Origin of the sequence: Tsukamurella tyrosinosolvens (assembly GCF_900104775.1) — a bacterium.
Lineage (GTDB): Bacteria > Actinomycetota > Actinomycetes > Mycobacteriales > Mycobacteriaceae > Tsukamurella > Tsukamurella tyrosinosolvens.
In genome coordinates, this window is the sequence record NZ_FNSA01000003.1 from 121,679 (window position 1) to 141,778 (window position 20,100).

At 70.5% G+C, this 20,100-nt stretch carries 16 protein-coding genes; 7 read left to right on the forward strand and 9 right to left on the reverse strand.

Annotated features, from left to right (window positions below):
• The first annotated feature begins 217 nt into the window (after nucleotides 1–217).
• Nucleotides 218–4,825, forward strand: coding sequence for a glutamate synthase large subunit (gene gltB / locus BLW32_RS02100; RefSeq protein ID WP_068740507.1), 4,608 nt, complete (start codon nucleotides 218–220; stop codon nucleotides 4,823–4,825).
• Nucleotides 4,818–6,284 (forward strand): glutamate synthase subunit beta, encoded by a 1,467-nt coding sequence (locus BLW32_RS02105; protein WP_068740508.1) that lies wholly within the window; start codon nucleotides 4,818–4,820, stop codon nucleotides 6,282–6,284. Before gltB ends, BLW32_RS02105 begins: the two co-directional genes overlap by 8 nt.
• A gap of 63 nt (nucleotides 6,285–6,347) precedes the next feature.
• Here the strand turns inward: BLW32_RS02105 and BLW32_RS02110 are convergent, their stop codons facing one another.
• Nucleotides 6,348–6,872, reverse strand: coding sequence for a DUF937 domain-containing protein (locus tag BLW32_RS02110; RefSeq protein ID WP_068526621.1), 525 nt, complete (start codon nucleotides 6,870–6,872; stop codon nucleotides 6,348–6,350).
• A 198-nt stretch (nucleotides 6,873–7,070) separates the two neighbouring features.
• Between BLW32_RS02110 and BLW32_RS27350 the strand changes: the two genes are divergently transcribed.
• Nucleotides 7,071–7,211 carry a hypothetical protein gene (locus BLW32_RS27350; protein ID WP_156486383.1) on the forward strand — a complete coding sequence of 47 codons (141 nt, stop codon included), beginning with the start codon at nucleotides 7,071–7,073 and terminating at the stop codon, nucleotides 7,209–7,211.
• On the opposite strand, the gene BLW32_RS02120 is transcribed toward BLW32_RS27350, so the two are convergent.
• Nucleotides 7,174–8,034 (reverse strand): alpha/beta fold hydrolase, encoded by an 861-nt coding sequence (locus BLW32_RS02120; protein WP_068740510.1) that lies wholly within the window; start codon nucleotides 8,032–8,034, stop codon nucleotides 7,174–7,176. The two genes, BLW32_RS27350 and BLW32_RS02120, sit on opposite strands and share 38 nt — an antisense overlap.
• A gap of 20 nt (nucleotides 8,035–8,054) precedes the next feature.
• On the opposite strand from BLW32_RS02120, the gene BLW32_RS02125 reads away from it, so the two are divergent.
• Entirely contained in the window at nucleotides 8,055–8,285 is a 231-nt protein-coding gene (locus BLW32_RS02125; protein WP_372456805.1) for an RNA-binding S4 domain-containing protein, read from the forward strand.
• Nucleotides 8,286–8,289: 4 nt separating this feature from the next.
• On the opposite strand, the gene BLW32_RS02130 is transcribed toward BLW32_RS02125, so the two are convergent.
• Together BLW32_RS02130 and rraA are read right to left on the reverse strand one after the other, a co-directional pair.
• On the reverse strand, nucleotides 8,290–9,009 hold the full coding sequence (locus BLW32_RS02130; RefSeq protein WP_197467580.1) for a MerR family transcriptional regulator: 720 nt from the start codon (nucleotides 9,007–9,009) through the stop codon (nucleotides 8,290–8,292).
• Between the two features lie 5 nt (nucleotides 9,010–9,014).
• On the reverse strand, nucleotides 9,015–9,506 hold the full coding sequence (rraA, locus tag BLW32_RS02135; protein WP_068740512.1) for a ribonuclease E activity regulator RraA: 492 nt from the start codon (nucleotides 9,504–9,506) through the stop codon (nucleotides 9,015–9,017).
• Nucleotides 9,507–9,645: 139 nt separating this feature from the next.
• Here rraA and BLW32_RS02140 point away from each other — a divergent pair, with 139 nt between their 5' ends.
• On the forward strand, nucleotides 9,646–11,196 hold the full coding sequence (locus BLW32_RS02140; protein WP_068740513.1) for a succinic semialdehyde dehydrogenase: 1,551 nt from the start codon (nucleotides 9,646–9,648) through the stop codon (nucleotides 11,194–11,196).
• 71 nt (nucleotides 11,197–11,267) lie between these two features.
• Here BLW32_RS02140 and BLW32_RS02145 read toward each other — a convergent pair whose 3' ends face one another.
• The gene (locus BLW32_RS02145) at nucleotides 11,268–12,194 is read right to left on the reverse strand and encodes an SGNH/GDSL hydrolase family protein (RefSeq protein ID WP_068740514.1); all 927 of its coding nucleotides are present in this window, start codon (nucleotides 12,192–12,194) and stop codon (nucleotides 11,268–11,270) included.
• Between the two features lie 85 nt (nucleotides 12,195–12,279).
• On the opposite strand from BLW32_RS02145, the gene BLW32_RS02150 reads away from it, so the two are divergent.
• On the forward strand, nucleotides 12,280–12,771 hold the full coding sequence (locus BLW32_RS02150) for a hypothetical protein (protein WP_102100853.1): 492 nt from the start codon (nucleotides 12,280–12,282) through the stop codon (nucleotides 12,769–12,771).
• 12 nt (nucleotides 12,772–12,783) lie between these two features.
• Here the strand turns inward: BLW32_RS02150 and BLW32_RS02155 are convergent, their stop codons facing one another.
• Together BLW32_RS02155 and BLW32_RS02160 are read right to left on the reverse strand one after the other, a co-directional pair.
• Complete coding sequence (locus tag BLW32_RS02155; RefSeq protein ID WP_068526627.1) at nucleotides 12,784–13,413, reverse strand: VC0807 family protein; 630 nt, start codon at nucleotides 13,411–13,413, stop codon at nucleotides 12,784–12,786.
• Nucleotides 13,410–14,270 carry a glycosyltransferase family 2 protein gene (locus BLW32_RS02160; RefSeq protein WP_074850314.1) on the reverse strand — a complete coding sequence of 287 codons (861 nt, stop codon included), beginning with the start codon at nucleotides 14,268–14,270 and terminating at the stop codon, nucleotides 13,410–13,412. Before BLW32_RS02160 ends, BLW32_RS02155 begins: the two co-directional genes overlap by 4 nt.
• A gap of 154 nt (nucleotides 14,271–14,424) precedes the next feature.
• Between BLW32_RS02160 and BLW32_RS02165 the strand changes: the two genes are divergently transcribed.
• A complete protein-coding gene (locus BLW32_RS02165; protein ID WP_068526629.1) occupies nucleotides 14,425–14,985 on the forward strand; it encodes a M15 family metallopeptidase in 561 nt (186 codons plus the stop codon).
• A 12-nt stretch (nucleotides 14,986–14,997) separates the two neighbouring features.
• Here BLW32_RS02165 and eccCb read toward each other — a convergent pair whose 3' ends face one another.
• Together eccCb and BLW32_RS26900 are read right to left on the reverse strand one after the other, a co-directional pair.
• A complete protein-coding gene (gene eccCb, locus BLW32_RS02170) occupies nucleotides 14,998–19,161 on the reverse strand; it encodes a type VII secretion protein EccCb (protein ID WP_068740516.1) in 4,164 nt (1,387 codons plus the stop codon).
• Nucleotides 19,162–19,189: 28 nt separating this feature from the next.
• On the reverse strand, nucleotides 19,190–19,912 hold the full coding sequence (locus BLW32_RS26900) for a lysozyme family protein (protein ID WP_074850316.1): 723 nt from the start codon (nucleotides 19,910–19,912) through the stop codon (nucleotides 19,190–19,192).
• Nucleotides 19,913–20,100 lie beyond the last annotated feature (188 nt).

Sequence of the window (20,100 nt, forward strand, 5' to 3'; positions counted from 1 at the left end):
TCGTGGAAACGTAGCCGAAACGAGTGGCCGCCGGGGGTTCACAGCTGCATCGCCGCAGGTCCAAGCCGGTAAGGTTGACCTTCCATTTGGTGATCCCGAGCGCGGAAACTACAGTTTTCAGTACAGCCAACGATGCCTGAGGCGATCAGCAGTCTTCGATCGCCGAACCTTGAAGAACCCGTTCCGCCGTGAGGCGCTGCGTAGAGGCAGGTATTCGATGAGCCGATTCGTCCCCCCGGGCCCCCAGGGCCTGTACCACCCCGCGAACGAGCATGACGCCTGTGGCGTCGCCTTCGTGGTGGACATGCACGGACGCAAGTCCCGGGACATCGTCGACAAGGCCATCACCGCCCTGGTCAACCTCGAGCACCGCGGCGCCGCGGGCGCCGAGCCCAACACCGGCGACGGCGCGGGCATCCTCATCCAGGTCCCGGACCGCTTCTTCCGCGAGGTCGTGGACTTCGAGCTGCCCCACCAGGGCGCGTACGCCACGGGCATCGCCTTCCTTCCGCAGGCCGCCGCCGAGGCGACCAGGGCCGCCGAGGGCGTCGAGCGCATCGTCGCCGAGGAGGGCCTGTCGGTCCTGGGCTGGCGCGACCAGCCCACCGACGACGGCTCGCTGGGCGCGCTGGCCCGCGACGCCATGCCCACCATGCGTCAGGTCTTCATCGCCGGCACGGACGCCGACGGTGCCCCCCTCTCGGGCATGGATCTCGAGCGCCGCTGCTTCGTGATCCGCAAGCGGGTCGAGCGCGAGCTCGGGACCGACGGTGCCGGCGCGGGCTCGCAGGGCGAGGAGTCGGTGTACTTCCCGTCGCTGTCCGGCCAGACCTTCGTCTACAAGGGCATGCTGACCACCCCGCAGCTGCGGGGCTTCTTCGTGGACCTGCAGGACGAGCGTGTCGAGTCGGCCCTCGGCCTGGTGCACTCGCGCTTCTCCACCAACACCTTCCCGAGCTGGCCGCTCGCGCACCCGTATCGTCGCGTGGCCCACAACGGTGAGATCAACACCGTCAACGGCAACGAGAACTGGATGCGCGCCCGCGAGGCGCTGCTCGACGTCTCGGCCTTCGGCGAGGACGCCGGCGACAAGATCTTCCCGATCTGCACCGAGGGCGGCTCCGACACCGCGCGCTTCGATGAGGTGCTCGAGCTCCTGCACCTCGGCGGTCGCAGCCTGCCGCACGCCGTCCTGATGATGATCCCCGAGGCGTGGGAGCGGCACCAGGACATGGACCCGGCCCGCCGGGCGTTCTACGAGTACCACTCCTCGCTCATGGAGCCGTGGGACGGACCGGCCTCGGTCTGCTTCACCGACGGCACCGTCATCGGCGCCGTGCTCGACCGCAACGGCCTGCGCCCCTCGCGCATCTGGGTCACCAAGGACGGCCTCGTCGTGCTCGGTTCCGAGGTGGGCGTGCTCGACATCGACCACGCCGATGTGGTCTACAAGACCCGCCTGCAGCCGGGCCGCATGTTCCTCGTGGACACCGCGCAGGGCCGCATCGTCTCCGACGAGGAGATCAAGGGCGAGCTCGCAGCCGCCGAGCCCTACCAGGAGTGGCTCGACGAGGGCCTGCTGCGCCTGAAGGACCTGCCGGACCGCCCCCACACCGTGATGGCGCACGATCGGGTCACGCAGCGGCAGCAGATGTTCGGCTACACCACCGAAGAGCTGGACCTCCTGCTCACCCCGATGGCGAAGACCGGGGCCGAGGCCATCGGCTCCATGGGTACCGACACCCCCGTCGCCGTGCTCTCGCTGCGCCCGCGCCTGCTGTTCGACTACTTCCAGCAGCTCTTCGCGCAGGTGACCAACCCGCCGCTGGACGCGATCCGCGAGGAGATCGTGACCGCGCTGGGCGGCACGATCGGCAGCGAGTCCGACCTGCTCAACCCCGCGGCGATCAGCTGCCGACAGATCCACCTCGAGCAGCCGATCCTCAACAACGACGAGCTGCAGAAGCTGGTCAAGGTCAACGACGACGGCACCCTGCCCGAGTTCCGGTCCGTGGTGATCCCGGGCCTGTACCACGTGGCCGAGGGCGGCAAGGGCCTGCGCGAGGCGCTGGACACCGTGCGCACCCAGGTCTCCGAGGCCATCGACGGCGGCGCGCGCCTGATCGTCCTGTCGGACCGCAACTCCGACCGGCTGCTGGCGCCGATCCCGTCGCTGCTGCTGACCTCCGCCGTGCACCACCACCTGGTGCGCGAGCGCAGCCGCACCAAGGTCGGCCTCATCGTGGAGTCGGGCGACGCCCGCGAGGTGCACCACATGGCGGCCCTCATCGGCTGCGGCGCCGCGGCGGTCAACCCGTACATGGCCTTCGCGACCATCGAGGACATGCACATCCGCGGCGAGCTCAACGGCACCCCGCTGGAGAAGCTCAACGCCAACTACGTCAAGGCGGCCGGCAAGGGCGTGCTCAAGGTGATGTCCAAGATGGGCATCTCCACGCTGGCCTCGTACACCGGCGCCCAGCTGTTCCAGGTGATCGGCCTCTCGCAGGACGTCGTCGACGAGTTCTTCACCGGCCTGCAGAGCCAGCTCGACGGCATCGGCCTCGACGAGATCGCCGCCGACGTCGCCGCGCGGCACAAGCGCGCCATGAACGACCGCCCCGAGGAGCTGGCGCACCGCGAGCTCGAGGTGGGCGGCGAGTACCAGTGGCGCCGCGAGGGCGAGTACCACCTGTTCAACCCGGACACCGTCTTCAAGCTCCAGCACGCCACGCGCACCGGGCAGTACAAGGTGTTCAAGGAGTACACGAAGCTGGTCGACGACCAGAGCGAGCGGCTCGCGTCGCTGCGCGGCCTGTTCCGCTTCCAGAGCGACCGCCCGTCGATCTCCATCGACGAGGTGGAGCCCGCGAGCGAGATCGTCAAGCGCTTCTCGACCGGCGCGATGAGCTACGGCTCGATCTCGGCCGAGGCGCACGAGACGCTGGCCATCGCCATGAACCGCCTCGGCGGCCGCTCGAACTCCGGTGAGGGCGGCGAGGATCCGCGGCGTTTCACGCCCGACGAGAACGGCGACTTCCGCCGCTCGGCGATCAAGCAGGTCGCCTCGGGCCGGTTCGGCGTGACCTCGCACTACCTGAGCAACTGCACCGACATCCAGATCAAGATGGCGCAGGGCGCGAAGCCCGGCGAAGGCGGCCAGCTGCCCCCGCACAAGGTGTACCCGTGGGTCGCCGAGGTCCGCGGCTCGACGCCCGGCGTCGGCCTGATCTCGCCGCCGCCGCACCACGACATCTACTCGATCGAGGACCTGGCGCAGCTGATCCACGACCTGAAGAACGCGAACCCGCAGGCGCGGATTCACGTGAAACTGGTCTCGGAGATCGGCGTCGGCACCGTCGCCGCCGGCGTCTCCAAGGCGCACGCCGACGTGGTGCTCATCTCGGGCCACGACGGCGGCACCGGCGCCACCCCGCTGACCTCGGTCAAGCACGCGGGCGCCCCCTGGGAGATCGGCCTCGCCGAGACCCAGCAGACGCTGCTGCTCAACGGCCTCCGCGACCGCATCGTCGTGCAGGTCGACGGCCAGCTCAAGACCGGCCGCGACGTCATCATCGCCGCCCTGCTCGGCGGCGAGGAGTTCGGCTTCGCGACCGCCCCGCTGGTGGTCTCGGGCTGCATCATGATGCGCGTCTGCCACCTGGACACCTGCCCCGTGGGCGTGGCGACTCAGAACCCGGTGCTGCGGCGCCGGTTCACCGGCAAGCCCGAGTTCGTGGAGAACTTCTTCCTCTACATCGCCGAGGAGGTGCGCGAGCTGCTCGCCGAGCTGGGCTTCCGCACCCTGCAGGAGGCCGTCGGCCAGTCGCAGATCCTCGACACCACCGCGGCGCAGGCCCACTGGGGCGACGCCAAGGCGGGCAAGCTGGACCTCTCGCCGATCCTGGCGCAGGTCGATTCGCCGTTCATGAAGCAGGACCTGTTCTGCAGCCAGCCGCAGGACCACGGCCTCGAGAAGGCCCTGGACCAGCAGCTGATCTCGCAGGCGCGGGTCGCCGTGGAGACCGGCGCGCCGGTCACCATCGAGACGCCGATCTCGAACGTCAACCGCACGGTGGGCACGATGCTGGGCCACGAGGTGACCAAGGCGCACGGCGCCGACGGTCTCCCCGAGGACACCATCGACATCACCTTCAAGGGCAGCGCGGGCAACAGCTTCGGCGCCTTCGTGCCGAAGGGCGTCACGCTGCGCCTCGAGGGCGACGCCAACGACTTCGTCGGCAAGGGCCTCTCGGGCGGCAAGATCATCGTCCGCCCGGCGCGCAACGCCCCGGAGGAGTTCGTCGCCGCGGACAACATCATCGCGGGCAACGTGATCCTCTTCGGCGCCACCGCCGGCGAGGTCTACCTCAACGGCAAGGCGGGCGAGCGGTTCGCGGTGCGTAACTCGGGCGCCGTCGCGGTGGTCGAGGGCGTGGGCGACCACGGCTGCGAGTACATGACCGGTGGCCGCGTGGTGGTCCTCGGTGACACGGGCCGCAACTTCGGCGCCGGCATGTCCGGCGGCGTGGCCTACGTGTACAACGCCGACGGCCAGTTCGAGCGCGACCTCAACACCGAACTGGTGGAGCTGGAGTCGCTCGACGAGGCCGACCTCGAGTTCGTGCACGGTGCGGTCACCAAGCACTACGACTACACGGACTCCGCCGTCGCGGCGCGGGTCCTGGCCAACTGGCCCCGGGAGCGTCAGCTCTTCGCCAAGGTGATGCCGCGCGACTACAAGCGCGTCCTCACCGCCATCAAGCGCGCCGAACTCGACGGCCGCAACATCGACGACGCAGTGATGGAGGCCGCTCGTGGCTGATCCGCAAGGCTTTCTGAAGAACAACTCGCGTGAGCTGCCGGTTCGCCGGCCGGTCCCGCTCCGGCTCCTGGACTGGAACGAGGTCTACAAGCCCTTCGACGGGACCACCCTGCGCAAGCAGGCCTCTCGGTGCATGGACTGCGGTATCCCGTTCTGCCACAACGGCTGCCCGCTGGGGAACCTGATCCCCGAGTGGAACACGCTGGCGTACAAGGGCCGCTGGTACGACGGCATCGAGCGGCTGCACGCCACGAACAACTTCCCGGAGTTCACCGGGCGGCTGTGCCCCGCGCCGTGCGAGGCGTCGTGCGTGCTCGGCATCAACCAGGATCCCGTCACGATCAAGCAGGTCGAGGTCGAGCTCATCGACAAGGCCTTCGACGAGGGCTGGGTCTCGCCGCAGCACCCGACCAAGCTGACCGGCAAGAAGATCGCCGTCGTCGGCTCGGGTCCGGCGGGCCTCGCCGCGGCGCAGCAGCTGACCCGCGGCGGCCACACGGTGACCGTCTACGAACGCGCCGACCGCATCGGCGGCCTGCTCCGCTACGGCATCCCCGAGTTCAAGATGGAGAAGCGGCACATCGATCGCCGCCTCGCCCAGATGAACGCCGAGGGCACCGTCTTCAAGACCGGCGTGAACGTGGGCGTCGACGTGACCGTCGAGCAGCTCCGCGAGGACTTCGACGCGGTCGTGCTCGCCAACGGCGCCACCGTCTGGCGCGACCTGCCGATCCCCGGCCGCGAGCTGGACGGCATCCACCAGGCGATGGAGTTCCTGCCGTGGGCCAACCGCGCCGCGGTCGGCGACGACGTCCTCGACGAGAACGGCCTGCCGCCGCTGCACGCCAAGGACAAGAAGGTCGTCATCATCGGCGGCGGCGACACCGGCGCCGACTGCCTCGGCACCTCGCTGCGCCAGGGCGCGACCAGCGTGCACCAGTTCGAGATCATGCCGGTCCCGCCGCGCGAGCGCGCCGAGTCGACCCCGTGGCCGACCTACCCGCTCATGTACCGCATCAGCTCGGCCCACGAGGAGGGCGGCGAGCGCGTCTTCTCCGTGAGCACCGAGGAGTTCGTGGGCGAGGACGGCAAGGTCACCGGCCTCAAGGCCTACGAGGTCAAGATGGAGGGCGGTCGCTTCGAGAAGGTCGAGGGCACCGACTTCACCCTCGAGGCCGACCTCGTGCTGCTCGCCATGGGCTTCGTGGGTCCGCAGCGCGACGACCTGCTCGACAAGCTCGGCGTCGAGTACAGCGAGCGCGGCAACGTCGCCCGCGGTGACGACTTCCAGTCGACGGTGCCGGGCGTCTTCGTCGCCGGCGACGCCGGCCGCGGCCAGTCGCTCATCGTGTGGGCCATCGCGGAGGGCCGCAGCGCCGCGGCCGCCGTCGACCGGTTCCTCATGGGCGACACCGCGCTGCCCGCGCCGATCGTCCCCACCGCCGCGCCGCAGCGGTAGCGCACCGTCGAACGACGAAGGCCGGCTCCCCGTGCGGGAGCCGGCCTTCGGTCGTTCGAGGGGCTACTTGCCCTTGAGCAGGCCGCCCAGGATGCTGCCGAGCACGTTGCCCGCGGCGTTGCCGCCGGCCTGCTGGTTGCCGCCGCCGAGCATGTTGCCCAGGATGCTGCCGAGGACGTCGCCGCCGCTCTGCTGCTGCGGGGCCGGGGCCTGCTCCTGCTGCGGAGCGGCCGCGCCACCGCTGGTCAGCTTCTTCATGACGAAGCTGATGACGATGGGCGCGAGGATCGGGAGCAGCTGCTTGACCAGGCCGTCGGTGACGCCGGAGGACAGCGGCGCGGCGGCCGCGGCGGCCACGTCGTCGGTCTTCTCGCCGAACAGGCTGGAGACGATCTGCTGGCCGTCGCCGTTGTCGGCGGCCTGGGCGAGATCGGCGGGGGCCTCGGTGGTGTCCTGCGCCTGGAGGCCGGCGAGCAGGGTCGGCACCGTCTGGTTGACGGCCTCCGAGGCGACGTCCTCCGAGACGCCGAGCTGGGCGGCGATATCCGCGAGCGGGATGGACTTGATCAGGTCGTCGAGATCGGACACGGTTCTCCTTGGCGGATGTGTGAGTACGCAAATTGCTGCACGAACACCCATAGAGTAGCCGCGGCGTGCGCGGGCGCTCGCCGGAACCCGCGTGTGAGGAGCGACACGCTTCGGGTGCGAGCGCTGGACCGCGCGCCGAGGGAGGAATACAGTATCTGTAACCAACCGTTCCGCATCAAGATCGCACCGGAGACCGTCGTGAAGCTGCACCGTCGCACCACCCTGCTGGGCTCGAAGGCGATCTCCCGGTTGCGGAACCGCCGACTCGCGCGCTCGCTCGCCGAGGACGGCGAGCGCCTCGTCACCGCGTCGGACCTGCGGGTTCTCCGGGCCGGCTAGTCGCGTCCAGGATCAGCGCCGCCGTCTGCGCGGGCTGATCGACCATGGCCTGATGCCCGCTCGGCGCGATCACGGCGTAGTGCGCGTGCAGCACGTCGGCTAGTTCCCGTTGCTGCTCCAACCAGTGATTCGCCCACGGAGTGCGCCTGCCCGCGAACGCCGCGGCCACGGTGCACGGGATGCCGGCCGGGAGGGGCGTCCGCTCCCGCAGATCCGCCAGCTCGTGCGCCAGCACCGGGTAGCGGCCGTTCTCCAGGAAGGCGGCCCGGAAGTACGCCTCGGAACTGAGGATCTCGGCGTACTCGGGCGGTGGCGCGCCCGCGCCCAGCATCCGGTGGACCAGCGGGCCGAACAGGTTCATCCGCACCGCGGCCGCCGCATCGGCCGACCGGAGGAGAGCGGCGTCGCGTACCTCGCCCGGCACGACCCATCGCGGTGAGGTCTCGACGCTGCCGTCGAGGAGGACGGATCCCGCTGTCCGGTCGGGGAATTCGCGGAGGAAGGCCTCGACGTAGAAGCTCGCCATGGAGTGCCCGACCAGCACGGCCGAGTCGATGTCCAGCGCGTCCAGCAGCTCGCGCAGGCGGGTGACCTCGGAGTCCAGGGTGGGGACGGCACCGTCGGGCCAAGGATCGGAGAGGCCGTACCCGGGCCGGTCCAGCCGGACGATGGCGCGGCTCGCGGTCAGGAGTTCCGTGACGGCGTCCCAGTCGAACCAGTTCCCGGCCAGGCCGGAGTTGAGCACGACGGGTGGGCCGCTCGCCGGGGCGATCGGTTCGTCGACCACCACGTGGGTGCGGGTACCCGCCAGATCGAGCAGCACACCGGCGAGGATAGTCGGGCATGATGGTGCGCGTGAGTGAGGCGATCGACGTGACCATCTCCGACGATGTGATCCGGCTGGGGCAGTTCCTCAAGCTGGCGGGTCTCATCGACTCCGGGGCCGAGGCCAAGGCGGTGATCGCCGACGGCGAGGTCACGGTGAACGGCGAGGTCGACGTCCGCCGCGGCCGGCAGCTCGCGGTGGGTGACGTGGTGGAGGTCTTCGGGCGGTCCGCCCGCGTCGCGCGCTGAGCCGTCAGTCCTCGCGGGCGGCCGCGGCCGCCACCGCGACCCGCCCGAGGACCTGCAACTGTGCCGGGTTGTAGAGCTCGGTCAGCGCCGCGAGGAGGACGCGCTGCGCGGTGCGCTGATCGTGTCCGCCCTCGTCGGACCAGACGCCCAGGTCGGGGAAGTCCGTCACCTGCCGCAGGACGTCGGGGACGAGGCGCGCGACCACGTCCTCGATCGTCGCGTCGTCCGCGTCGGCGGGCAGCCGGTCGAAGTCGTCGCCCGCGACGGTGCGGCCGTGCGCGGTGAGCATCCGCGCGTACTCCTCGGCCCTCGCCGGGCCCACCAGCTGGGCGAGCACGACGCTGAACTTGCGGTCGGCGGGGGAGAGGCGCTGGGCCGCCGACAGCCCGGGCGGCAGGTCCGACGGCGCCGTCGACGTGCGCAGCGCGCGCAGGTCCTCGCGGATCGCCTGCAGCCGCTCGATGTCGGCGGCCAGCTTCGCGTCCAGCTCGGCGGCCGCGTCGTCGTCCACGTCGTCGGTGTCCATCGCGGCGATCTGCGCGAGGCTGAAACCCAGCCCCGTCATGCGGCGGATCCACACCAGCCGCACGAGATGCTCGACGCCGTAGGTCTTGTAGCCGTTGGACCGTCGTGCGGGCTCGTCCAGCAGCCCGACGTCGTGGTAGTGCCGCACGGTGCGCAGGCTGGTCCCCGCCAGCTCAGCGACCTCGCGCGTGCTCCACATGATCGCTAGCGGAGCACGATTCCGTCGTCGTCGCTGAAGAGCACATCGCCCGGGGTGAACGTCACGCCGCCGAAGGTGAGCGGGATGTCGCGCTGCCCCTCGGCGGTCTTGGTGGACTTGCGCGGGTTGGTGCCGAGCGCCTTGACGCCGATGTCCAGCGTGCCGATCACGGCGGCGTCGCGGACCGCGCCGTAGGCCACGATGCCGGCCCAGCCGTTGCCGCGGCCGAGCTCGGCGATGAGGTCGCCGACCAGCGCGGTGTGCAGCGACGGGACGCCGTTCTCGTCGGAGCCGTCGATGACCAGCACGCGGCCCTCACCGGGCTCGCCCAGGATCGACTTGAGCAGCGCGTTGTCCTGGAAGCACCTGACGGTGACGACCTCGCCGGCGAACTGCTTGCGGCCGCCGAACTGGCGGAACTGCGTGTCGCAGCTGCGCACGTCGGGGCCGATCTCGTCGACCAGGTCCGCGGTGGGGGTGAACTGCACGTCGCTCATGCCGCGATCATAACGGCGCTCACGATTTCGCAATCTTGTGCGGTGGACACGTCGTGGAGCACGTCCGACTGCGCAGAACCCCACATCGTGAACCAACCACGCTATTGAGTGAGCATCAACAAGCGGGTAATCTGGCGGCATGCCAGCACCTACCCAGGCCACGTTCGACCGTCTTCGCGCCCTCGCGGCGATCGACCACCCGGAGCAGCGCGAGTCGCGCGACGTCCTCGAGGCGTTCTCCGGCGCGAAGGTCACCACGATCCCGGTGGGCACGGTCGAGGATGTGGAGAAGGCCTTCGAGCGGGCCCGCCTCGCACAGAAGCAGTGGGCGGCCCGCAGCGCGAAGGATCGCGCGGCCGTGCTGCTGAAGTTCGCCGACCTGGTGAACGAGCACCGCGCCGAGCTCATGGACATGGTGCAGCTGGAGACCGGCAAGGCTCGACAGTACGCGCAGGAGGAGTCGCTGGACGTCGCGATGACGGCCCGCTGGTACGGCAAGAACGCGCCGAAGATCCTGGCGGAGAAGAGCACCGACGGCATGCTGCCGGTGTTCACCAAGACCCGCGTGCGCTACCAGCCCAAGGGCGTGGTCGGCGTGATCGCGCCGTGGAACTACCCGATCACCCTCGCGGTCTCCGACGGTGTCGCCGCGCTGGCCGCCGGCAACGCCGTCGTGCTCAAGCCCGACTCGCAGACCCCGTACTGCGCCCTCGCGGCCGTCGAGCTGCTGTACCAGGCCGGCCTGCCCCGCGACCTGTTCGCCGTGGTCCCCGGCCCCGGCGGCGTCGTGGGCACCGCGATCGTCGAGCGCGCCGACTACCTCATGTTCACCGGCTCCTCCGCCACCGGCGCCACGCTCGCCGAGCAGTGCGGCAAGCGCCTCATCGGCTTCTCCGCCGAGCTGGGCGGCAAGAATCCCATGGTGGTCACCAAGGACGCCGACATCGCGCACACGGCCGACGGTGCCGCCCGCGCCGCGTTCTCGAACTCGGGGCAGCTGTGCATCTCGATCGAGCGGATCTACGTCGAGCGGGAGATCGCCGACGAGTTCGCCCGCGCCTTCGCCGAGCGCACCGCCGCGCTCGCGCTGGGCGCCGGCTACGACTTCGAGAACGAGATGGGCTCGCTCGCGTCGAAGTCGCAGATCGACACCGTCGCCGCGCACGTGGACGACGCGGTCGCCAAGGGCGCGACGGTGCTCGCCGGCGGCAAGGCCCGCCCCGACCTCGGCCCGTTCTTCTACGAGCCGACCGTGCTCAAGGACGTGCCGGAGGAGGCCGTCTGCTTCAAGTCGGAGACCTTCGGCCCGCTGGTCTCGATCTACCCCGTCGACTCCATCGACGAGGCCGTCGAGAAGGCCAACGACACCGAGTACGGCCTCAACGCCAGCGTTTTCGCCGGATCGTCCAAGCAGGCCCAGGAGATCGCCGAGCGGATCAACGCCGGCACCGTCAACATCAACGAGGGCTACGCCGCCGCGTGGGGCTCCACCGCCGCGCCGATGGGCGGCATGGGCATCTCGGGCGTCGGCCGCCGCCACGGCACCGAGGGCCTGCTCAAGTACTGCGAGTCGAAGACCATCGCGCAGCAGCGGATCATCGGCATCGGCGGCATCAAGGGCGTGCCGCGCAACGTCTTCCTCAACGTCGTTCCGTCGGCGATCAAGGCGCTCAAGCTGATCGGCCGTTAGTCCGGCACCCGGCGATGGCCCCCTCCACGTGGAGGGGGCCATCGCCGTTCTCGAGGCCGCCGCGGCGGCGGCTACAGGCGGGGGCCTGACGCCCGCACGGCGGCGGTGACCGCGGTGGCGACCGCCTCGCCCTCCTCGGGGAAGGGGTGCAGCGCGGCGGCGCGAGGGACCTCGTCGACGCCGTTGATCCACGGTCGCGCGCTGCACAGCTCGTGGCCCTTCGACGGTGCCTCCATGTCGACGTACTCGGCGCGGGCGTTCACGGCGGCCCGCCGGACGGCGCCGTTGAGCCGCTCGGTGAGGATGCTGCGCATCCACGGGATCGAGGCGGAGCGGAAGGGTGCGATCGTGGCGCAGGTCCGGTCGCCGGCGAACACGGCGGGGTAGCCGACCACGAGGATCCGCGCCTGCGGCGAGCGCTCGCGGACGGCGCGGATGATGCGCTCGTTCGCCGCGGTGATCTTCGCCAGACGGGAGGCGACGGCACCGTCGGACAGGCGGGCCGGGCGGGTGCGCTGATCGGCGGTGCAGCGAACCGCGGCCGATCGCGGCGCCACCGCGCAGGATTCGATGATGCTCGAGTAGAGGTCGCCGTCGTTGCCGCCGAGGGAGACGGTGACGAGCCTCGTGGCGGGGGTGATCCCGTCGAGCTGCGGCGCGGCGTCGTAGTAGCCGGTCTTCGCGGAGCCGGCGTGCTGGCTCGCGAAGGCGTCCCGCGTCTTGGCACCGCCGCAGGTGTTGTCCCGCAGTGCGTCCGGAGCGAGGCCCAGCGACGCGGCCACCAGCTTCGGGTAGTTGTGCGTGGACCGCCCGCAGGCGCGCTCCTGCTGCGAGGCGCCGACGGTGGCGTCGGCGGGGAGGGAGGAGTAGGAATCGCCGAGCGCGACGTAGCTGGGCGCGGCCGGGGCCGCGTGCGCCGGCGCGGCGCCGACCACGGCCGTCGTGGCGAGGACCGCCGCGCCGAGCAGGGACAGGGACGGGCGGGCGCGCATCGACATGCCGCCACTGTATTGCGCGCGGCCGCGGCCCGCAGCCCGTCGAAAACCGGTTGCGGCGGCCCGGCGTGCGACGCACCCTGGAGGCATGGAGGTCACGTTCGTCAAGCGCCGGAACGGGTACGACGTGCGGATCACGCGCGCGAAGGGCCCGGAGCTGGCGCCCCGCGGCGGTCCGGGCGGTCGGCCGCCGGTGCCGCACGACGCGGCGCACCTCATCGTCGAGGCCGAGGCGGGCCTGCGCGGCGGGGTGTTCGGGCGGATCGCCGACGCGAACGGCCTCGACGGGCTGTTCTGGCCCGCCGACCCGGGGGAGCGTCGCAAGGCGTCCCGCCGCAAGCGGCAGCCGACGGCCGCGCAGTCCGCGGACATGGCGCGCTCGGAGTACCTCGCGTCGCTGACCGCGGCGCTCTGGGAGGTGGAGCGCGGGCACCGGAAGCCGGAGCCCGCGTGGCCCGGCGTCCTCGAGGACGCGGACATCGATCCCGCCCTGTGCGAGCGGATCTTCGCCCGCTACGACGACTTCGCCCCGCGCTGGGCGGCGCTCCCCGACGGGGGCGAGCTCACGCTGCGCTGGTGACCGCGCCCGGCCTCAGGCCGGGCGAGGATCCACCGGACGACGGAGTTCCGCGCGCAGGGGCCGGTCCGCCAGCTTGATGACGAGCAGGGCCAGCGGGACGAGGACGAAGCCGATCACCGGCCCGACGAGGACCACGGTGTCGATCGGGTAGTGCAGCGCGAGGTACAGGCCGGCCGACGATCCGGTGACCGCGGTGACGGCGCAGACCACGCTCATCCACCGGATCCGGCTGCGGAACCGTGGAGACTCGTCCAGGCAGCGGTCCCACGCCGTCGGTTCGACCTTGAGCGCCTTCACGTACATCGGCCCGAGGATGCTCGCCACGAGCGGTCTGCGGGTGAACGCCGAGACGAGGAAGTACGCCGCCGCGAAGAAGCCGTCGATGGACTGTGCCGCAAGGGCGATCCGCGGCTCACCGGTGACGAGCGACGGTATGAGGGCCACCGCGAGGATGGCGGTCGTGAACAGCTCCAGCTGCCCGACCTGGCGCGTGACGAGCATCCGCCAGGTCACGATCACCAGCCCCGTGACGATGCCGAGCACGACGCCGGTCAGCTGCGAGAGGCCACCCAGGCGGGTGGCGCTGAAGTAGGCGATGACCGGGAGGAGCCCGCCCAGGATCGCCGGGGGTGGTCGCTTCACGGTCGCTCGCGCTCCGCCCCGGTGCTTCGGAAGACGTTCCGCAGCGCGAAGCCGCCGTCGCCGGTGCCGCGCAGGACGGCGAGCCGCGCCGCGTGGAAGCCGACGGTCAGCGGGAGCGCGACCGTCAGCCAGGTGGCCGTTCCCCGCCGGCCGTGGATCCAGAACGTGCGGGGCAGGTACGCGGCGTACGTCGCGTAACTGCCGACACCGGTGTAGAAGCGGCGGGGCGAGACCTCCACCACGACGTCCCGGATCAGCGCGCACTCCCCGCCCGAGTCCTGGACGCAGAGGGCGATGTCGACGTCCTCGAAGACGTCTCTGCGCATCGCGACGTGCGGCCGTATCCGGCGCCACGTCTCGGCGCGGAAGGCCATGCTCGGGCCGAAGCAGTAGCTCACCCGCTGCGCGCGTTTCTCGTTGCGCCCGAACGGGTCGTTCCACTTGTTCAGGGCGGATTGGAACCGCCGGCCGGGGAGCCCGCGGAACTCCCCGAGGGTGGAGACGACGTCGAAGCCGCGGCCGTCGTCGGTGTCGAAGAACGTGCGAAGGCGCCGTGCCCACCCCGGAGCGACGACGGTGTCCGCGTCGATCCGGGCGATCACCGACGACGTGGCGGCGTCGAGCCCCGCGTTGCGGGCCCACACCAGGCCCTGCCGGGTCTCGCGGATCAACTTCACGACGGGGTTCGCCGCGGCGGTGGCCTCCACCAGGGCGACGGTGCGGTCTGTCGAGTTGTTGTCGACCACGATGATCTCGTCGATCTCGGAGCCTTCGGCGAGCAGTCGCTCGAGGCATTCCTCGATGACCTCGTCCTCGTTGTAGGCGGGAACGACAACAGTCAATGTGCTCTCTGCCATGGCGAAACGCTACGTCCGCCTCGGGACCGTCGCAGCGCGGCGACCGGTGAGACTACTCACAGGTCGCCGGCGATGTGGCGTTTGAAACACAACCGGGACGGGATCGCGGACCGTCGGCGACGGTACCGGGACGTGAGCGGCCCATCGTGAGGACATGGCTCATGTACTCACGAAATCGGCTGCCGCGCTGGTCGTCCTCGTCGCTGTGGCGGCGGTGATCGCGGCGTGTTCGGAGACGCTCCCGGGGATACCGGGAGGGGTGGAGACGGGCACCGTCGGGCAGTTGGGGGAGGCGGACGGCGTGGTGCTGGACCGGGTGGCGGTCGATGCGGATGTGCCGGCGGTGACAAGGCTCGATCCGAAGCTGCGCACGGCGATCCGGTCGGCTGCACGCGCCGCGGCCCGGGAGGGCGTCGCGATGCACCTGACGTCGGGGTGGCGGTCCAAGCGATACCAGCAGTTCCTCTACGACGATGCTGTGCGGCGGGACGGGGCGGAGGAGGCGGCGCGGTTGGTCGCGACTCCGTCGACCTCGGAGCACGTAACGGGCGATGCGGTGGACGTGGGGCCGACGGAGGCCGCGTACTGGATGGACCGCTACTCGGAGCGGTTCGGGTTGTGCCGCACGTACGCGAACGAAGTGTGGCACTACGAGCTGCGGGCCGGGCGGGCGTGCCCGGAGATGGTGTCCGACGCCTCGGCGCGGCAGCGATGAGTGGGGGACCGGTCAGTCGGACTCGAGGAGCAGGGTCTGGGCGTGTACGGGTGCGGAATGGGGACGGATGATGCGCACGCGGCCGACCGGCTGATGGGTGAGGTGGACGCCGGGCGCCAGGCTGCCTTCCTGGCGGTCGCCGGAGAACAGCACCATCGTGGCGTTGTGCTCGCGGATCCCGCCGACGACGCTGTCATAGAGCGCGCGGCTGATGCCCGCCGACCGGCGGGCGACCACCAGGTGCAGTCCGATGTCGGCCGCGTAGGGGAGATACGGGATCAGCGGGGCCAAAGGATTGTTCGAGGTGCCGGACGCGAGCAGGTCGTAGTCGTCCACGATGAGGTAGATGTGCGGTCCGGTGAACGGCGCCGCCTGTTGTTGCAGGTCCTCCGGCGGGAGGCGCCGCTGCAGTTCTTCTGCGATCCCCGCCGCAAGGGCCCCGGCCGCGGACGGCGAGCCCGCGTATCCGCCCAGGTAGTCGTCCGGGACGAAGCCCTGCAGTGTTCGCCGGGGATCGAAGAGGCCGATGACGAGTTGCTCGTCGGTGTGGGTCGAGACGAGTTCCTCGACGATCACGCGGAGGAGGTTCGTTTTCCCCGAACGGGATTCGCCGATGACGAGCAGGTGCTGGTCGGTCGTCGTCGGATCGAGGACGAGCGGGGCGAGGTCGGTCTCGTTGATGCCGACGAGGAGCGGCTCGCGCTCGGGAAATCCGGAGCGGAAGCCTCGATAGGCGAGCGCGTCGGGGAGGGTGGGAACCGGCGGCATGGCCTGCCCCGCGGCACGGTGCCGCGCCACTTCGACGACCTCGTCGAAGCCCGAGTCGGACGAGAGGTGGGGGAGGGCGATCTGGGCCTGCGCGCCGAGGGGTTCCGTCGTGATGACACGGCCGGGCTGATCGGCGCGGATCAGCGTGTTCTGTGCGCGGCCGATCGTCGAATCGAGTGGATCGTTGAGGCGATGCTCGATCTTGGTGCCGATCACTGCCTGCATCGACATCCGGAGATCGGCCCATCGCCCACCGACGATGACGACATGGATACCGAGCGCGAGACCGCGGTTGCCGATGTCCTGGACCACGTCGACGAGGTCCTCGTGGTTCTCCTTGAGGGAGGCCCAGCCGTCGATCGCGAGGACGATGTCGGCCGTCACGATCTCGGGGAACTGCTCGCCGTTTGCGATGCGCGCCCGGAGGTCGGCGATACCCTGGATTCGGCGCGACGCGAAGAACTGCTCGCGGGAATCCAGACTGCCGTGGAGATCGGCCACGATCCGGCGTGCGAGGTCGCCGTCGTAGCGCGTCGCGACACTCCCGGTGTTGGGGAGCCGCTCGAGGTCCGCGAGCGCCGTTCCGTTCGCGTCGATGACGTGGAACCCGAGCCTCGCCGGCGGGTGGCTGATCGCGCCGGCGGCGACGATGGTCCGCAGCGTGGTCGTCTTGCCGGTCTGCGGGGCGCCCGAGATGTAGACGTTGCCCGACGTTCCTCGGAAGTCGACGGTGAGCGGTGACTGACGTTGCCGTTTGGGCTCGTCGGCGAGGCCGATCGCGATTGCGAGGCCGTCCACGGAGTGGGTCGAGTCCGAGCCGATCTGGTCGAGGGGCAGGGTCGCCGGGAGCGGGGGCAGCCAGATGCGGCGGGACTGGAGGGCGGGCGCATCGAGCGCGTCGAGGATGACGTCGAGCGTCGTCGTGTCGGTCGGGGCGATCGTGGGTGCTGCGGAATGGCGGCCGGGATTCTCCGCGACGGGCGAGAACTCGAACCGCGACACCTCCGGCGCGGCCTCGCTCTGCACGCGCTCGACGCTGGGCCGGTACGGGCCGGAGACGAACGCGGCCTTGAACCTCGTGAAGACGTCGGGGTCGACCTTGAGGATCGCCGAGCCCGGCACGGCGGGCAGGGTGTGCGCATCGGACACACCGAGCGCCGTCCGGGATTCCTGTGCGGTGAACGTCCGCAGCCCGATCCGGTACGAGAGATGTGATTCGAGACCGCGGAGCCGGCCCTCCTCGAGACGCTGAGTGGACAGGAGGAGGTGGACGCCGATCGAGCGGCCGATCCGCCCGATCTGTACGAAGAGATCGATGAAGTCGGGCTTGGCCGAGAGGATCTCACCGAACTCGTCGATGACGACGAACAGCGCGGGGAGGGGCGGCAGCTGCTCCGCAGTGGGATCGGCGAGCCGGATCCGCCGTAGGCGTTGGTATTCGGTGACGTTCGGCAGGTTGCCGGCATCGGCGAGGACGCGCTGACGCCGCTGGAGCTCACCGAGAAGGGCGTCGTGCAGGCGATCGACCAGCCCGAGATCGTCGGCCAGGTTGTCGACCGAGGCGCTGGTGTGGGGAAGGCGCTCGAAGCCGGCGAACGCGGCCCCGCCCTTGTAGTCGACGAGGACGAACGACAGAAGATCCGGCGGGTGCGCGATGGCCATGGAGGTGAGAAGCGTTCGAAGGAGTTCGGACTTGCCGGATCCCGTGGCGCCGACGCAGAGGCCGTGCGGCCCCATCCCGTTTTGGCCGGACTCCTTGATGTCGAGGCGGACCGGCGCGCCGGCCGCATCCGCGCCGATCGGAACGTTGAGGTGATCGCCGAGCGGCCTCGGCGTGCTCCACAGTGCCGCCGGGTCGAGGTCTGCGGGATCCCCGATGTCGTGCAGGGACGGAAGATCGAAGGTGGCTTCGAGGGCACTCGACGGGATCGGGTCCGCGACGAGGCGCAGGGGCGCGAGCCGCCTGGCGCAGACGGTGGCCAGCTCGAGGGTCCAGGCGTCGACGGTCCCGCGGTCCGTCCCCAGGATGAGACGCTTCACCCATCCCGGTCCACTGTCGAGGTCGATCCCGTTGATCGATGCCGCGGAGATCCTGCCGTCGTCACCGTCGTAGGCGGATCGCGAGCTCCGCACGGCGGTAGCGCCGTCGGTGGTGTCCGGCTCACCGTCAGCGTCGGAGTCGTCGCCGCCGAGAAGCCTGGTCAGGACGCCCGTCAGGTCGGTCACATCCACCTCGCCCGTCGGGGAGACGCGTACGCGGGTATCGACGTGTCCCGGCTCATCGACGCGGCGCAGTGTCTCGGTCACGAAGCAGATCCCGAGTTGTTCGGGAGAGACTCCCGGAGGTAGCAGGTCGGCCGGATCGGTGCCCGCCCCTAGGCCACTGCCGATGCGGGCCGCTTCGGTCATGATGACCACGAGGGTCGGGCCGTCCCATGCGGACTCCGAACGCGACCGGTGGCCCCGGTCGCTGAGAGCGGTGATGCGCGCGGAGATGAGTTCGACGAGCCGCGTCCGCATCTCGTCCGGATCCGTGGTGATGCGGCGGGCGGGGAAGGGGCCGTCGAAGCGCCCCGGGTCGGCCGTGTGCGGGAGCCACTTCATCCAGTCGAATCGGCCTGCTCCGGTGACGGGGTCGGGCGGTGTGCCGATGTCATCGGGCGTGGTGCACAGCATGATCTGAAGATCGGCGGGAGCGTGAAGAGCGGCGGCGCCGAGCACGAGGGCCGTGATCGTCCGTCCGGTCTCATGCCCCTCGCCCAGCACCGAGACCGTGCCGCGGAGCCGGACGGCGACCGGTACTCCGATGACCGACTCCGCGCGTTGCAGGAGCCTGTCGGCATGCGCCGCGGCGACCGGATCGGGTGGCGCGGCGGAGCCGGAGGCGCCGGGAAGGGTGACGGAACGCGCTATCGGGCCGATGCCCTCACCGATGCGGACCACGAGGAAGTCGATGTCGCCGCGGCGTCGTTCGAACAGTCGGAGGCGGTTGACCGCGATCTGCGGTAGGGCTTCGGGCGCCGGGTGGCGCCACGCCATCGCGGCACGGTAGTCGAGGATGTCCTGGTCGATACCCACACGGAGTCGTCCGATGTAGTCGACGTACCCGAGGCGGGCCTCACGTGCTTCCCGACGGCTACCCGTGCGGGCGAAGATCACGCTGGCGATCGCGGCGAGCACCATGGAGGCGATGATGGCGACGCCGGCGAGCATCCGGATCGGGTTGTTGCCGGAGAACAGCATCGCCCCGGCGCCGATCGCCGCGCCGAGCGGGAGCACCGCGCGGACGACGGTCGATATTCCGCCCGCGCCACGGGCGGTGGCGGGGACGGCGGGGATGTCGAGGGGAGCGACGTTCAGCTCGGGGCCACGCCCGCGGGCGGGCCGGCGGAAGATTGTGACCGACATGGATCTTCGTTTCTGACGTAGTGGCGCTTCAGTCGGTGAACGACTTCGCTTGGAAGTTGACCGCCTCGATGAACCTGGGGTCGGGGTTGTACGAGGCGACGGCCTTCTGCCAGCCCTCGGGGGTCGACATGTCGGCGCCGGCGCCGCAGAGCAGGCGTCCGAGGGTCAAGGCGGCATCGTCGAGATTGTCGGGGTTGGGCGGCGTGCTCGTGTCGGAGCTCGCGGTGATGGCCCATTGCTCCCACACGGTGGGGGCGAACAGAAGTGGGCCCATGAGAAGGTCCGCGGAAGCGTCGCCGTCGTAGAATCCGCCGTCCGTGTCCTTCGCCGCCGGCTTCTGCGCCTCGCGGAAGGAGGGCCGGACGACGGCGTCGTCCCCGAGGCTGTGACTCCGGGACGTCCCGTGATCGGAGGTGATGCGCCCGATGGCCGCCAGTGTGGCCCAACCGAGTTGGCAGCGCGGTGCGTTCTTCCCCATCACCAGGGCCGCCCAGGAGTAGGACTCCAGCGCCGTCGTCGGAGTGAGATAGGGGCCACTGTGAATGGCAGCCCACTTGGCCATCGCTGCCGCCGCACGCGGTGCCGACGGCGCGCTGGAGGCCGAGGAAGCGGGGGCGTCGGGTGTTCGCGTCAGGCGCGCGGAACATCCGGACAGGACGACGGTCAGCGCGACCGCGATGGCGACGCCGCGGACGGCACCGGTGAAGCGTGCCGAATGATGCTGCGGCGCTCGGGCTGTCGATTTCGTCACGGAGTGGCCTCTCGGGGTCGTGCACGCGATACCGTTGTGGAATGCAGGTCGACGATCAGGTAGCGGGTTCGCGTCAGCGGGCGCAGCGGGTGCACTGGGAACGGTCGGAACGACAGCGGATTCTGCAGGCGCATTCGCTCCGTACGAAACTGACCACTGCCGCGGTCCTGAACGGCAAACTTCCCCCG

Bases quoted from the DNA above. Each gene is read 5' to 3' on its own strand.
- BLW32_RS02130 (WP_197467580.1), bottom strand. From the start codon at position 9,009: ATGTGGAGCACGCGCGAGGTCGCTGAGCTGGCGGGGACCAGCCTGCGC.
- eccCb (WP_068740516.1), bottom strand. From the start codon at position 19,161: ATGTCGGTCACAATCTTCCGCCGGCCCGCCCGCGGGCGTGGCCCCGAG.
- BLW32_RS02165 (WP_068526629.1), top strand. From the start codon at position 14,425: ATGGCTCATGTACTCACGAAATCGGCTGCCGCGCTGGTCGTCCTCGTC.
- BLW32_RS02140 (WP_068740513.1), top strand. From the start codon at position 9,646: ATGCCAGCACCTACCCAGGCCACGTTCGACCGTCTTCGCGCCCTCGCG.
- BLW32_RS02125 (WP_372456805.1), top strand. From the start codon at position 8,055: ATGATGGTGCGCGTGAGTGAGGCGATCGACGTGACCATCTCCGACGAT.
- BLW32_RS02160 (WP_074850314.1), bottom strand. From the start codon at position 14,270: ATGGCAGAGAGCACATTGACTGTTGTCGTTCCCGCCTACAACGAGGAC.
- rraA (WP_068740512.1), bottom strand. From the start codon at position 9,506: ATGAGCGACGTGCAGTTCACCCCCACCGCGGACCTGGTCGACGAGATC.
- gltB (WP_068740507.1), top strand. From the start codon at position 218: ATGAGCCGATTCGTCCCCCCGGGCCCCCAGGGCCTGTACCACCCCGCG.
- BLW32_RS02150 (WP_102100853.1), top strand. From the start codon at position 12,280: ATGGAGGTCACGTTCGTCAAGCGCCGGAACGGGTACGACGTGCGGATC.
- BLW32_RS02145 (WP_068740514.1), bottom strand. From the start codon at position 12,194: ATGTCGATGCGCGCCCGCCCGTCCCTGTCCCTGCTCGGCGCGGCGGTC.